This window comes from Thioclava sp. GXIMD4215 (assembly GCF_045291555.1).
Classification (GTDB): Bacteria; Pseudomonadota; Alphaproteobacteria; order Rhodobacterales; family Rhodobacteraceae; genus Thioclava; species Thioclava litoralis.
On the sequence record NZ_CP149515.1, the window covers coordinates 232253 to 245515 of the forward strand.

Sequence of the window (13263 nt, forward strand, 5' to 3'; positions counted from 1 at the left end):
AGAAAATTCTACTTCCGCATCCCCCTAAAATCGGGGGGATTACCCTCCGCGCGTCGGGCGATTGCTCAACCTGCGCCGATCGGCGTAAACACCAACTGAGCTCCGCTCACGGCTGGATGAAAGACCGGTGGCAGGTCATCCGGGATAAACTATCCCAAAAGGTGGACCACTTCCGTGTGGCAAGGCCAATCTCACTCGGGTGGATGAGGGGCCCGTGGTAGATTGCGAAAATCATTTTACATAACGATACTTCAAAATTGTATCTTCAAGATGATGTAAGCTGCTAGAGCTTCTGTATATTTCAGAGATTTTGGCGTACTTTTTTAGCTGAAATTCCTTAAGGTAATTTATCCCCAGAAGCTTAGCGGCGTCAGTCAAGGTGCTGTCTTCAGGTCGGATGCCAGCTACAGTGAGGATTTCCACTTCCCGCCACATTTGCAAGGATACGAACATGACTAAGCTCTTTTGGCTATAGCTGTAGGAGTTTTTTATCATTGCTAAGAGCATAATTGATCGCACAATTCCATCACGTTTGGAGCCATCGTGCTGAAAAAGCTTATTATGAATTACTTGACCGCGAGGGCTTGCAAGTGGGTTACCCGTATAGATGGGATCTTTTTTTTGAAGATAATCTTGGAATGTCTCCAACATTTTACGTTTATGACTGAAAAGTATACATAACCTCCAGTAATTATCTTTATTTATTAGACCGTTGGTGTGCTCTAGAAGATTGTAAAAATGTTCTGGGCTTGCCCATTTTAAGAACGCGTTTAAGTCTTCCATGGTCGGTGCTGCTATCGTCTCACAATTGCCAATTTTCTCAAACTCTGTTTGAGATCCCCAAAAAGAAATGGGGGCATCATGGAGGGTAGAAGACTGTGTTTCAGTTGTAGCGGTGTGCGAAGCTTTTGAACTATTTTCAATCATTACCCTAGCTCTTCCAATGTCTCGGTCGTCGATCAATGTTTACATTCGTTAAGTGAATCTTGCATTTTTTTTCCGTATCTAGGCAGGCATTTATGACTTCCACTAAATCATCTGTAGTGTCATGCTCGTAACGCTCTGAACTTTGCAGAATGTCCAAAAATGCTATTTTGATCACAGATCCATGAATGCTCTGTGGCGAAAATTCGATTATTGCAGTTTCTAAGTTTGCCAGCCTGAGATCTATCTCTTGAAATAAGAGCGTAAGTCTCTCTATTTTTTTATTAATTTCATAAAGTGGCGATCCGATTTTGGGACCATCAAGGTTTTTCAACATTTGCAGAAGAGTATCTATCTTAGACTTTTTTCTAAGAAAGTCGTAAGTTGAAAGCTTATCCTCAACATTTTGACTTCGGCGCGTCAAATTAACGTATTTTGAAATTAGCTTTTCAAGCTCATGATCATGCATTAAGTGAATGAATAGAGTATTATATCCTAAGTTGACTTCTAGTTTCATGGTTGATCCCGTATTCCTCAGGTTATCTAAGAAAACATTGCCTGCGCGGATTTAGAGAAGAGATTTGCAGATCAAATACGTCTCTTATCCATGGGGCATATGGTTCTTGCTTTTTATCGCGGAGTTCTCAAGTTTAAGTTCGCTTGAATTCGCTCATCTCTAGACATAGTAGAGAAATCCGGTATGACTTTTGCGCTAGCAATCGCTTCGACAATTAGTTGATCAAGTAGCTGTTTGTCATGATTGACACTAGCCTGCATTAAGGCGCTGATAAGTTCCAGGTTCATTACTCGCCCCCCCAGGCGTTTGTCGGATACTCCTATAAGTTGCGTGATTCTGGTTTACCAAAACTGAATCTTTTCTAGGATATAATAAACGTCATCGGTTTCCTAAGTATCAGATCGGCCTCACTTGCTCCCGCGCTAACTGGTCGGATTGAGTTGGCCCCCAAAATTCAGACAATCTTATAAGTTTGTGGAAGAGATCCGACCACCAAATATGCTTTCGAGTTGCCCGAGATTGCGCATTGCAGGTAGCTATTATACGAAGGTAATGGGACAGGATGCGGTCAAGAGCACGCTGTTTGCAGACGGCTACTATGATGACATGACCGCCGTGACCTGTTTCAACGATTGGGTTTATGCGCATCGGGCGCATTTCTTCGAGACCGATGACATCGTGCATCCGGACACGGACGGGCAGGAGCGGCTGCGCGGCTGGTTTGCCGAAACGGGGGTCTATTTCGATGGGCTTGCCGATAAGGTGCTGAATTACGACGGCAGCTATGGGGGCCTGACGGCCAAGGGCACCTATACCGGCGCGGCGGTGCTTTATAACTCGACGGGCCGTGCGGACGGGAACGCCGAGTGGCAGGGCAATCTGGATTACATCGAGTTTACGCGCCGGTCCTGTTCGTGGAACACCGCGCAGGCGGTGAAGATCGAGCTGTATGCGGCCCCGAACACGGTGCTCGATATCGACTTCACGGCCTCGCGCAAATCGACCAGCGTGACAAATGCGCTCTGGACGGGCTCGGACGGCACCAGTGTCGAGCATAGCGGCACGGCAGACCCGACCTCGATCGTCTCGGCGCAGTTCACGACGGACGGGAATGGCCGGTTGGAGCTCGTGCAGACGCTCCTTTCGGGCTACGCCTACGACGGTGTGATCTGGGTGCGCAACGCCGCGTGAGGAGAAAGGAAAAGGGGGAGCCGTGTGGCTCCCCGCACTCTGCACGCATTAGGACATGTGAACCCCATCTTGATAGCGCGGCAGGTTAAGGGCTGGCTAATTCGTGGGGGGGTAGGTTTCGGCCCAAAGCCGACCTTCGTGCCAGGCGCAGCGGATGACCGGTGTCAGCCCTACAATACACTCGCTTCTAAAGCGGCGGGGCTGCCCAGGGTGGAATTAGGTCTGATCAGCAAGGCAGCACAGAAGCTGGAGCAAGTGCTAGATTCGACTGGTGCGAATGTCTGCCCGGTCCGCCGGCGGGGCAGAAAGCGCCGTGATCTGTTCCTCCAAGATATGCCACATCCGAGCTCTCTTCCCATGGCCATGAGCGACTCCGTCAACTACTCTACCTCTGGTTAATCTGCACAGGGGCAGCCAATGGTACTTGATCTTAAGAAATTAAAAGCGGGAAACTCGTCGAAAAAGCAGACTGATCCTCGCAAGATATTCACAACATTGAAACGTAATCCACGTTTCAAGCGGCCTTCTGATGAGCAGGGCGACGTCTTGGACGCTTGGTATGAAGTGCGAACTCAAGAAAACGTAACCTTGAAAATGAATACGGGCTCCGGAAAAACCATCGTTGGTCTTCTTTGCCTGCAAAGCTGCCTGAATGAAAGCAAAGGTCCAGCCGTCTATGTTGTACCAGACAACTTCCTCATTACCCAAGTTGTAGCTGAAGCAGGCGACCTGGGCATCGCAGTGACGGAAGATGTTGAAAGTGCAAATTTTCTATCTGGCGAAGCGATACTTGTGATCAATGTCTGGAAGTTGTTCAACGGAAAGTCAAAGTTTGGCGTTGGCCAAGGCAACAGTCAAATCCGAATTGGTTCAATCGTCATAGATGATGCGCACGCTTGCCTCGCTACGGTTGCGGACCAATTCAAGATCAAACTAAGTGGGGATCATCCGGCATACGGACCTTTGTTGTGAGGTGGTCCCCGAAAACCGGACACCCTGCTAAGCTTGCCGCCAACGAAGATGAGGAAGAACAGCGTGGCTGGCAAACGAAAGAATTACGGCGCTGAGTTCAAGGCGAAGGTGGCGCTCGAGGCGATCCGTGGCGAGCTGACGGTCGCCGAACTGGTGGCGAAGCATGGCGTGCATCAGACCTTGATCAACACCTGGAAGCGGCAGGCGCTCGATGGCATGTCCGGGATCTTCTCGGGCAAGGCCGAGGCGAAATCCGCCGAGAAGGACGGCGAGATCGAGAAGCTGCACGCCAAGATCGGCCAACTTGTGGTGGAACGCGATTTTTTAGCGAAAGCCTCCGGTCGGTGAGTGCGGCCCGGAGGCGCGAGATGATCGATCCACGGCACCCCGTGCTGTCGATCGTCCGGCAATGCGCGCTGATCGGCATGAGCCGGTCGGCGTGGTACGGGCCGGGCAGGACCGAGACGCCGCTGAACCTTGCGCTGATGAAGTTCATCGACGCCCAGTTCATGGAGACGCCGTTTTACGGCAGCCGTCAGATGGCAAGGCACCTGCGCAAGCAGGGCTATTGCGTCGGGCGGAAACGCATCCGTCGGTTGATGGCACGGATGGGCCTGCGCGCCGTCTACCAGAAGCCAAAGACAACGGTGCCCCACCCCGAACACCGCAAATATCCGTATCTGCTCAGAGATCTGGTGATCACACGCCCGAACCACGTCTGGTGCGCGGACATTACTTACATCCCGATGCGGCGTGGGTTCCTCTACCTGATCGCGATCATGGATTGGGCGACGCGGCGGGTTCTGTCCTGGCGTTTATCGAATACGATGGATACCGACTTCTGCATCGAGGCGCTGGAGGATGCCCTCAAGCTGCATGGCAGGCCTGAGATATTCAATACGGATCAGGGGAGCCAGTTCACCAGTCCGCGCTTCACGCAGATCCTGCACGACGCGACAGTGAAGGTCTCGATGGACGGGCGCGGGCGCTGGATGGACAACGTCATGATCGAACGGCTATGGCGGTCCCTGAAGTACGAATGCGTCTACCTTCACGCCTTCGAGACCGGGTCGGCAGCCCGGGCAGGCATCGGAAAGTGGATCGACTTTTACAACACCGAGCGTCCTCATTCGGCGCTCGGCGGCAGAACACCGGTCGAGGCCCATCAGGGCCCTGACCTACGGGCGGCGGCATGATCAACAGGCAAGCTTAGCAGCGCCGCAAAACTGTCCGGAAAATGGGGACCACCTCATTGGAACTGTTCGCAGACGATTTGGAGCAGCAATCCGAGCAGCTATTTCTCGATGTACAGGCGGATGATCCTACTGCGGTGATGTCTGTTCCATTCTGGGCATGGGAGAGAAAAATAAAACAGGCGACAGCCATTCTTCACCCACACCGAAAGGATGATATCCTTCAATGGCCATGGCCACTGATCCGTGATGTCCTGCCGCTATGTCAAGTGGCGTTTGGTGGCGGTCACCTAGAGATCGCGCCACGCTATCTCCCGATCGATAACATCCCAGCTTTCACTGACGCTACCCGTCATATTTATATGACGGCAACATTGGCGGATGACGGAATTCTGGTGTCTCATTTCCAAGCAGATCCAGACGAAGTTCTGCACCCCATTCGTCCCAAAAGTGGTGGTGATATCGGAGACAGGATGATTTTGGCACCGCAAGAAATCAATCCGGATATTACGGTAGATGAAATCAAGGACCTAGCGCTTCGCCGATCTAAAGACGTCAACGTTTGCGTGATTGTTCCTTCAAGGGCACGTGCAAAATACTGGGATGATGTAGCAAGCCAGACGCTGGACAAGGACTCTATTGAGGCTGGAACAGAGCGCCTTCGACAGGGGCACGTCGGCATCACTGTATTCATCAATAAATACGATGGCGTCGATCTTCCCGCCGAGGCTTGCGAAATTCTTATCATTGACGGCCTCCCGGAGGTTGAGGGGTTGTTGGCGAGAACAGAACAACTGGCACTTAACGAGACCCGTCGACAACTGGTTCGGCAAATCCAGCGGATTGAGCAGGGCATGGGACGAGGCGTACGATCAAGCGAAGATCACTGCGTGGTACTTCTAATCGGATCGCGCCTGACACAGAGAATTCATAATCCCGAGGCGTGGAGCTTGTTCTCTCCCGCGACCCGAGCGCAGCTAGCATTGGGCAAGGAGATAACCGAGCAGATCCGAGGGAAACCACTGGGTGATCTTGAGGCGGTAATTGATCTGTGCCTTTCGGAAGATGAAGACTGGGTCGATACTAGCAAAAGCGCAATTGTGAATGCGGACGAAGCCGAGCCCGGACATGTAGAGCCATCCACAATCTTTCTTAGGAAAGCATTCGACGCTGCTAGGCTGAAACGCTTCGATAAAGCAAAGGAACTGGCTCAAAACGCAGTGTCGAGCGTGACCGAACGCCGTGCCAAAGGATATCTGAAGCAGCAACTTGCGGAATATGTTCACCATATCAATCCGAGCCAAGCGCAGGAAATACAACTATCTGCGGTTGAAATGAACCGCGCACTCATTCGCCCCATTCAAGGTATTACCTATAGCAAGCTGCAAATGCCGAAAGGCAGTCAAGCTGCGGCTGCCGTTAAGGCAATGGAGCGTCATCTTGAAAAAAACGAACTCATCCTATGGGTGAACTCCCTTATTGAAGTGCTCGCCTGGGGTGAGGCGAATAGCAAGCGTTTCGAACGCGCCATGCGTGACTTGGGCACGTTTCTTGGCTTCGGATCCCAAATGCCTGAGGACGATTACGGCAAGGGTCCCGATAATCTTTGGTCTTTGGGTGGGTTGGAATACTTAGTCATAGAGTGCAAAAGTGGCGCAACCGGCGCCAAGACAATCAATAAGCATGATTGCAATCAGCTGACTGGATCGATGGCTTGGTTTGGAAAGCAGTATGACAAGTCGTGCTCTGCCACACCGATAATGGTTCATCCGAAAATAAATCCGGAAAACGCAGCGACCCTTCACCCGGATGCTCGCATTATAACTGTTGAGAAACTAGATAAACTTATAGAGTCCTTGCGGGGATATGTCCGAGCTATCGGAGGTGAAAATGGCTACACAGACGAAAAGATAGTAGCCAGACAACTCCGCGATTTTGGCCTGACTGCCGAAGCGTTCGTTAGGAACTTCACAGTTAAGGGTAAGTAGATTTCAAATACAAAATACCTCGCCCATTATCAGCCAATACCATTGGGTCGATGATGGGCGAGGGCTAATTTTCTCTATCCTCAATGGGCTGCAATTTTTCCCGCCCTCAGTGTTCGGCTGCAACCCGGCAAGGCCCACTTCCTGCGCATTCCTGCCGTTCGTGACAAGCGCGGCGAATGGCGGCTCACCGCCCTTATGGCACAATATTTGCAGGATTTGTACAGGGTCAACGGACGATAGGCAGATCGGTGACTCGCGTGGTCCATTTGGGGCTGCGATGACTTGCGTGGGCTGTCCCGCTATTGCGGATGCCTTCAGCCGCTAGTACCAACGTCTTCTTTCCGAAGCGCGCGTTCACGCTAACCCTGTAAGCGTCGGGTCGAAGATGCGTTCTGCCGAGACATAGAAATTTGCGCTGTCGGAAAGCGCGATGAGATTGGGGCGGCGCATCGCTTAGTCGACAGGTAGCTTGCGCACGACGCCAGCGATGACGCCCCAGATCTGGCTGTTTTCGGTAAGCTCGATATCTTGGTAGGACTGGCCGCGTTGGCTGTTGTCAGGTAGACGGACCCGTCTTTGCGGCGCTGGATGATTTTGGCGACGATTGCATCCTCTACAATCGCCAGCACAACGCGCCCGGGGCGGCACTTCGCTGCGCGATCCACTGCGATGAGGTCACCATCCCGTATTCCCACATCCCACAGACACTCGCCCTCCACGCGCCACCAGAAGGTCGAGGACGGGCGGCGCACGACCCAAGCGATTGGATCGATTTCGTCCTCGATGTCATCACCCGCAGGCGAGGGGAAGCCTGCGTTGACCAAAGGCTCGGCGAGGGGGACAGAATGCGGTTGCGGTTGAATAGGTTCATTCAAACAGGGAATGACAGGCATATGGCGCTCCGTTCGTTCTTGCAATGTTCCTGTTAGCTTTGGCGATGGGATTCGGTCAAGTCAGATGGCAGCGCGCTATAGGGTGCGGCGTTGTCGCTAGCTATTTTGTGGGCGCGGGGCCCATTCGCTCTAATCTGTATTCGTATGGACCGAATGACGCGATGGGAGAGAGCGATGAGCAAGCGAGAAGATTTCCTTTGGATCGTGCAGGCGATCATGATCAAGCATAACGATAATATCGTCGGCTGGTCGGGCGTTGCCGGTGATGCGGTCGCCGCAAGCTACTGCATTCCCGCGAACATGACGGCCCGCGATGCCGCGCTCGGTTTCTGTGGAGCGAAGATCCGGGGATTTGGCGCTACGCAAGAGGTGCCGGAATGGATGGCTGATCTGCAAGACCCGCTATGACGTTTCGCAGACACGATCATATTGTGAAAAGGCGAGCCGGTTGGCTCCCCCGCTTCCAGTCCGGAAACATCCGGTCTGACTAAGGCTGACTGGGGTTCAAGCCTAAAAGACGAACGAGGCGCAAACAAAGCCGCACGCGCTGCTATCCGAACGCAGAGGGCTATCGCAGAAGTCTTGTATCGCTGATTGTTTCGCAAAAATTACGCGTAAATAACGATAGTATATTGTAATTAATCAACAAAACTATGCCCTCTGGGGGCACCAGAATAAACGCTTAACATATTGTTTTTAATGCTATTCTGTGAATTTCGCCCTGCTTTTTCCATCATCCTTTCCATCATCTGGCGAATGGTGGAAAGCGGGGCTCATACCCCACCTTCGAGCCATTTTTCCATATCTACGCGGCGCACGTGGCTGCCGGACTCCCGATAGATTCGGATCTTCCCACGCTTCTCCGCATTGTAGACGGTGTTGCGATGGACCGAGAAATAGCGCTGAACTTCTGTCAGCTTGATCCATTCCGGCACGCGGTCGCTTGCGGCAACCGGCGTTGCATCGGTATCGCTCGGGGTGAATTTGTCATGCTTGCTCATTGGTGGTCTTCCCCTTGATAATCTTCCTTCTGCTCCAGCCGCTTCCGGCAGGGCGCGATCCAGTGAAAGCGCGCGGGCTCGCCCGCCGCGTCCTTGCGCCAGACAATTCAGCAATAGGCCGTCGCGGAGCTGCCGTTCTCGGACAGCTTGCCCTTGTGCATCACGACCCGCTCGGTGAACTGCAGAATGTCCGTGGGCGGATGCAGCGAGAACAGGCGCGTGTGGCGTCCGATTCCCTCAAGGAAGGCGCTGCGCACGATCACGGCCACGCCAGCGCGGCTCTGGGCGAGTGCTTTCAGAATGAACTGTTCGGCCAGCCGGAAGGGCGGGTTGGTAATCGTCCAATCGAAGCTGTCAGGATTCGCCGGATAAAACAGGTAATCCTCGATTGGGAAGCCCGCGCCGTAGTCGTGAACGTCGCTGTCTGTGACGACCCCGAACGCCTCGCGAAGGGGGCGCACCATGTGGCCACGGTTTGCGGCGGGTTCGTGACAGGCTATGCTGGCCAGATCCTGACCGATCGACAAAAGCCAGTCGCACAGCGCGCGGGTGGCCCACGGCGGGGTCGGGAAATCGTCCAGGCTGTCGTGTGGCTCGGTGCGCTGCTGCATGACGGCGCTGCTGGTGTTGCGGGTCATTGGCTCCCCTTCCTCACGACCCGATTGGCGGGTGCGCTGTCCTCGTGGTGGCCGGTGGCGCGCTGGCGCTCGGCCTGTTCGTCTTTGGCGTTGGCTTCAGCGGGGGTGATGGCGTCCTGCTGGTAGGAAAGCAGACCCAGGCTTTTTGCCCTCGAATAGGCCATGCGCAGGGTCACGCCGAAATAATCTGCACAATGGCTGCATCTACCCAAGTCCAGCAGACAGACCTGATCATCGCCCGTCATCTTGGCAAAGGCTCGGAGCTGTCCTTCTGCGTAATTGTTAAGCTGCTGGTTCATGCGTCATCCTTGCTTGAAGCGCCCTTATGGTGTCGATCGCGCGGCGTTTGACCGGGTCTCGGCTATCGTTGGACAGCTCCGCGAGCAGTGCTTTGATCCCGTCTTCACTGGTATCGGTTCGCCGCGCGCGGATCTCGGCAAGCACGGCGTGCCCCTCAACGGTAAGGCCTGCATTTAGCAGTCCCTTGCGGCGCAGGGCACGATATGCGTCCTGCACGTCGCTATGGTGCGTATTGTCAGCCTCGACATACTCTCCGGCCTGTGCGCAAAGGCAGCGGCATTCCAGATCGGTAAGGTCATCCATGCGGGTCATGCGTCACCTCCCTGCGGGTATTTGCTAAGGTGCTCGATAGCCCGGTCAACGACCTGATCTTTGTAGTGGGCATATTCTGGGCGACCGACGACCCGAAGAAGGTCTCCGATGTGACACAGGTGCCGCTCCCGCTCTTCCTGCCTCACCCGTTCGTCACGGACGGCAAGGGCTGCATCCGAGTCAGCCTTGGTGAGGGCGCGGATTGCCTCTCTACACGCGTATGCGCTCGGATGGGTGGTCGCGTCATGTGCCGCCTTCAATGCTGCTTCATATCCGACAAGAAAGGCAGTTTCGGTTCAACATCGAGATTTCGCGAAACTGAATTTAAAACGGAAATTTCAACGCTCTGAAGCAGAACTTTGTGACGCTTCCCAACATTATAATTCAATGGCCTTTGGTGCGGCTTCCGTTGCGCGCCATATGCGCCACGTTGATGCCGCGCAAGTGTAGGCCGCATTTGCGGTGATACTGGCTGCGGTATCGGCGCGGTGGGCCCCGTTTTTCGGCGCAGTTGCGGCGCTGTCCATATAGGGTGCGAATCTGTGCGGGGGGTGGCACTGGCGCTTGCACTGGTGCCCCGCGCATGGGGATCAATGCGCGGGGGGCTTGCCTTGGGCCTGTGGTGGCTTCATCGCCAAAGCCATCGCGGCGAGGCCGGCAAAGAGGCAGGTCAGGACGACGAATGTGTCGATAAACGCCATCACATGTGCCTGCGCCGAGACGCGGGCCGCCAGTTGCGACAGCGCGGCGGTGGTGCCATCCATCCCCGAGGAGCTATAGATTTGGGCCAGAAGATCGCGCTGGCGGATCGCTTCGGGATTGGCCCAGCTGACCGCTTCGGACAGACGCGCCCCATGAAGGGCCTGACGGTCGGTCAGGAGCTGGTTGATCAAGGCAAGCCCCACCGCGCCGCCCAGATTGCGCATCAGGTTATACAGCCCCGACGCGCCCTTGATCTTGGCAGGCGGCAGCGTGCCAAGCGCCAGATTGTTGATCGGAACCATGCAGATCATCAGTGACAGGCCGCGCAGCACCTGTGGCCAGAACAGTTCCCAGAAATCCCAGTCTGCCGTCATATAGGTCAGCAGATAGGTCGAGCTGCCAAAGCCCAGAAACCCCATCAGCAGCATCAGTCTGAGATCGATTTTCGAGGCCAGTATCCCCGCCAGCGGTGCCGCAATGAACATGGCGATGCCCGAGACGAAAACCGTCTCGCCGGTCATCAGGCTGTCATAGCCGCGCACCGTCGCCAGATAGAGCGGGTAGAGATAGGTCATCCCGTAAAGCCCGATCCCCATGACGAAGGAAAAGACCGAGCCCACCGAGAAATTGATATCGGCAAAGGCCGACAGGTCGACCACCGGATTTTCGCGGGTGAAGGCGCGCCAGAATGTGACCACCGCGCCGATCGTGGCCACGACGAAAAGAATGGCGACGGCCTCGTCCTGAAACCAGTCATTGCCGGGGCCTTCTTCCAGCACATATTCGGCCCCGCCCAAGAAACATGCCAGCGCCAGCAGGCCGGTCCAGTCGAAGCTGTCGAAAAGCGACCAGTTGGGTTCGTCGAAATCGATCAGGCTCAGCGAGCCGAGCGTGACCAGAATCCCCGCAGGCACATTGACCAGAAACAGCCAGTGCCATGACAGCGCGTGGGAAAGATAACCGCCCACTGTCGGCCCGACGGTCGGGGCCAGCGTGGCGATCAACCCGATGATGGGGGAGACGATATTGCGTTTGGAGGGTGGGAAGATGGTGAAGGCTGCGGCAAAGACCGCTGGGATCATGCCGCCCCCCAGAAACCCCTGCAATGCGCGCCACAGGATCATCTCGTTGATCGAGCCTGCGGTGGCGCACAGGAAAGAGGCCGCCGTGAAACCTGCCGCCGAGGCCGCGAAGAGATAGCGGGTGGACATCATCCGCCCCAACACGCCCGAGAGCGGGATCATGATCACTTCGGCGATCAGATAGGCGGTCTGCACCCAAGAGATCTCGTCGCTGGAGGCACCCAGCCCCGCCTGGATTTCCGTCAGCGAGGCCGAGACGATCTGGATATCCAGAATTGCCATGAACATCCCGAAGACCATCACCATGAAGGCGATCATCCTGCGGGGCGTCATCTCGGGCGCAGCATGGGCAGCGGCGGCGTTCATTGCGCGCTGGCCGTATCCGTCGCACCGGGTTCGGGCGACGTGCGCCTGTCGATTTCGATCACCGCCGAAAGACCGGCGCGCAGGCGTTCATGATCGTCCTCGGGCAGGGTGATCCGCACCGGAACCCGCTGCACGATCTTGGTAAAATTGCCGGTGGCATTATCGGCAGGCAGCAGCGAGAAGATCGCGCCCGTCGCAGGGGCCACCGAACTGACGACCCCTTCGAGCGGGTGATCCTTATCGGTATCAAGCACCACGCGGGCCTTGGCACCGGGGGCGATGCCGGCCAGCTGGGTCTCTTTGAGATTGGCTTCCACATAGAGGCCGTGATCGGGCACGACCGCTGCGAGGGTCTCGCCGATGCTGACCAGTTCGCCCTGCTTGATCGCGATATTGGCCACGACCCCGTCGAAGGGCGCGCGCAGGACCGTATGGTCCAGATCGCGCTGCGCTTGGGCCACCGCCAGTTCAAGCTCCTTGCGGCTGGAATCGCTTTCGGCCCGTTCGGCGCGCAGCACATCCACATCGGCTTCGGCTCCGGCGATGGCGGCCACTGCGGCGGTGCGATTGGCCTGTGCCGTGGCCAGTGTTTCGTTGGCGGTATCCAGATCCGCCTGCGAGGTGACGCGCCGTGCCGCCAGATCCTTGGCGCGTTTAGCATTGGTTTGCGCATTGCTCAGCGCCGCGTCGCTTGCGGCAAGCTGGGCCTTGGCTTGGGTCACGGCGGTTTCGGCGGCCGCGATCTGCGTGTCGATACGCGCCAGAGTGCGTTCCAGCGTCGGCAGTTTGGATTGCGCCAGTTCAAGCGCGATCTTGTAATCGCCCTCGTCGATGCGCAGCAGCACATCGCCCTTATGCACGTGCTGGTTATCCTGCACGGGGATTTCCGAGATATAGCCCTGCAGTTTCGATGACATCAGCGAGACATCGGCCTGCACATAGGCATCGTCGGTTTTCACCATGAACCGCCCATGTGTCCACCAGCTGATGCCGAACCAGCCGCCGGCCAGAATCGCGACCACCGCGACGCCGGTCAGGATCTTCTTTTTGCGGTTGCCGGATTTCGGGGTGCCGGAATTTGCAGCGGAATCCGGCGCGGATTTGGGATCGGAGGACATGGCAGACTTTCGGGACATATGGGCGGAACAGAGGATAAAGGGCAGGCGAAGAGATAAATCGAACCA

General features: G+C 55.5%; 15 protein-coding genes. 5 read left to right on the plus strand and 10 right to left on the minus strand.

Going from position 1 to position 13263, the window contains the following annotated elements:
- Positions 1–231 precede the first annotated feature (231 nt).
- Together WDB86_RS01155 and WDB86_RS01160 are read right to left on the minus strand one after the other, a co-directional pair.
- Entirely contained in the window at positions 232–927 is a 696-nt protein-coding gene (locus tag WDB86_RS01155; protein ID WP_406736360.1) for a hypothetical protein, read from the minus strand.
- Between the two features lie 4 nt (positions 928–931).
- Positions 932–1441, minus strand: a complete 510-nt coding sequence (locus WDB86_RS01160) for a hypothetical protein (RefSeq protein ID WP_406736361.1) — start codon at positions 1439–1441, stop codon at positions 932–934.
- Between the two features lie 552 nt (positions 1442–1993).
- Between WDB86_RS01160 and WDB86_RS01165 the strand changes: the two genes are divergently transcribed.
- The 4 genes from WDB86_RS01165 to WDB86_RS01180 all read left to right on the plus strand — a co-directional run bounded on the left by WDB86_RS01165 (position 1994) and on the right by WDB86_RS01180 (position 6785).
- Positions 1994–2632 carry a hypothetical protein gene (locus WDB86_RS01165; RefSeq protein ID WP_406736362.1) on the plus strand — a complete coding sequence of 213 codons (639 nt, stop codon included), beginning with the start codon at positions 1994–1996 and terminating at the stop codon, positions 2630–2632.
- 417 nt (positions 2633–3049) lie between these two features.
- The gene (locus WDB86_RS01170) at positions 3050–3604 is read left to right on the plus strand and encodes a DEAD/DEAH box helicase (RefSeq protein WP_406736363.1); all 555 of its coding nucleotides are present in this window, start codon (positions 3050–3052) and stop codon (positions 3602–3604) included.
- 48 nt (positions 3605–3652) lie between these two features.
- Positions 3653–4800, plus strand: a protein-coding gene (locus tag WDB86_RS01175; RefSeq protein ID WP_406736364.1) for an IS3 family transposase whose coding sequence is annotated in 2 segments (ribosomal slippage) — positions 3653–3923 and positions 3923–4800 — 1149 coding nt in all. Because the reading frame shifts where the segments join, the coding sequence is not laid out codon by codon here.
- 56 nt (positions 4801–4856) lie between these two features.
- Positions 4857–6785: a helicase C-terminal domain-containing protein gene (locus tag WDB86_RS01180; protein ID WP_406736365.1), complete on the plus strand. Its 1929-nt coding sequence runs from the start codon at positions 4857–4859 to the stop codon at positions 6783–6785.
- Positions 6786–7011: 226 nt separating this feature from the next.
- On the opposite strand, the gene WDB86_RS01185 is transcribed toward WDB86_RS01180, so the two are convergent.
- Both WDB86_RS01185 and WDB86_RS01190 read right to left on the minus strand, forming a co-directional pair.
- Positions 7012–7143 carry a DUF4113 domain-containing protein gene (locus WDB86_RS01185; protein WP_406736366.1) on the minus strand — a complete coding sequence of 44 codons (132 nt, stop codon included), beginning with the start codon at positions 7141–7143 and terminating at the stop codon, positions 7012–7014.
- A gap of 1 nt (position 7144) precedes the next feature.
- Positions 7145–7678 (minus strand): LexA family protein, encoded by a 534-nt coding sequence (locus WDB86_RS01190; protein WP_406736367.1) that lies wholly within the window; start codon positions 7676–7678, stop codon positions 7145–7147.
- Positions 7679–7852: 174 nt separating this feature from the next.
- Here WDB86_RS01190 and WDB86_RS01195 point away from each other — a divergent pair, with 174 nt between their 5' ends.
- Entirely contained in the window at positions 7853–8086 is a 234-nt protein-coding gene (locus tag WDB86_RS01195; RefSeq protein ID WP_406736368.1) for a hypothetical protein, read from the plus strand.
- A 365-nt stretch (positions 8087–8451) separates the two neighbouring features.
- Here the strand turns inward: WDB86_RS01195 and WDB86_RS01200 are convergent, their stop codons facing one another.
- From WDB86_RS01200 to WDB86_RS01225, 6 genes are all read right to left on the minus strand, one after another.
- Positions 8452–8679 (minus strand): helix-turn-helix domain-containing protein, encoded by a 228-nt coding sequence (locus WDB86_RS01200; RefSeq protein ID WP_406736369.1) that lies wholly within the window; start codon positions 8677–8679, stop codon positions 8452–8454.
- 107 nt (positions 8680–8786) lie between these two features.
- A complete protein-coding gene (locus tag WDB86_RS01205) occupies positions 8787–9317 on the minus strand; it encodes a hypothetical protein (protein WP_406736370.1) in 531 nt (176 codons plus the stop codon).
- Positions 9314–9616, minus strand: coding sequence for a hypothetical protein (locus WDB86_RS01210; RefSeq protein ID WP_406736371.1), 303 nt, complete (start codon positions 9614–9616; stop codon positions 9314–9316). The genes WDB86_RS01205 and WDB86_RS01210 overlap by 4 nt, the downstream gene beginning before the upstream one ends.
- Positions 9600–9929, minus strand: coding sequence for a hypothetical protein (locus WDB86_RS01215; RefSeq protein WP_406736372.1), 330 nt, complete (start codon positions 9927–9929; stop codon positions 9600–9602). Before WDB86_RS01215 ends, WDB86_RS01210 begins: the two co-directional genes overlap by 17 nt.
- A gap of 590 nt (positions 9930–10519) precedes the next feature.
- Entirely contained in the window at positions 10520–12079 is a 1560-nt protein-coding gene (locus WDB86_RS01220; protein WP_339107630.1) for a DHA2 family efflux MFS transporter permease subunit, read from the minus strand.
- On the minus strand, positions 12076–13197 hold the full coding sequence (locus WDB86_RS01225) for an HlyD family secretion protein (RefSeq protein WP_406720968.1): 1122 nt from the start codon (positions 13195–13197) through the stop codon (positions 12076–12078). Before WDB86_RS01225 ends, WDB86_RS01220 begins: the two co-directional genes overlap by 4 nt.
- Between the last annotated feature and the right edge of the window lie 66 nt (positions 13198–13263).

Coding starts and splice junctions, on each gene's coding strand:
- WDB86_RS01155 (WP_406736360.1), bottom strand. CDS start 927: ATGATTGAAAATAGTTCAAAAGCTTCGCACACCGCTACAACTGAAACA.
- WDB86_RS01160 (WP_406736361.1), bottom strand. CDS start 1,441: ATGAAACTAGAAGTCAACTTAGGATATAATACTCTATTCATTCACTTA.
- WDB86_RS01165 (WP_406736362.1), top strand. CDS start 1,994: ATGGGACAGGATGCGGTCAAGAGCACGCTGTTTGCAGACGGCTACTAT.
- WDB86_RS01170 (WP_406736363.1), top strand. CDS start 3,050: ATGGTACTTGATCTTAAGAAATTAAAAGCGGGAAACTCGTCGAAAAAG.
- WDB86_RS01190 (WP_406736367.1), bottom strand. CDS start 7,678: ATGCCTGTCATTCCCTGTTTGAATGAACCTATTCAACCGCAACCGCAT.
- WDB86_RS01195 (WP_406736368.1), top strand. CDS start 7,853: ATGAGCAAGCGAGAAGATTTCCTTTGGATCGTGCAGGCGATCATGATC.
- WDB86_RS01200 (WP_406736369.1), bottom strand. CDS start 8,679: ATGAGCAAGCATGACAAATTCACCCCGAGCGATACCGATGCAACGCCG.
- WDB86_RS01205 (WP_406736370.1), bottom strand. CDS start 9,317: ATGACCCGCAACACCAGCAGCGCCGTCATGCAGCAGCGCACCGAGCCA.
- WDB86_RS01210 (WP_406736371.1), bottom strand. CDS start 9,616: ATGAACCAGCAGCTTAACAATTACGCAGAAGGACAGCTCCGAGCCTTT.
- WDB86_RS01215 (WP_406736372.1), bottom strand. CDS start 9,929: ATGACCCGCATGGATGACCTTACCGATCTGGAATGCCGCTGCCTTTGC.
- WDB86_RS01220 (WP_339107630.1), bottom strand. CDS start 12,079: ATGAACGCCGCCGCTGCCCATGCTGCGCCCGAGATGACGCCCCGCAGG.
- WDB86_RS01225 (WP_406720968.1), bottom strand. CDS start 13,197: ATGTCCTCCGATCCCAAATCCGCGCCGGATTCCGCTGCAAATTCCGGC.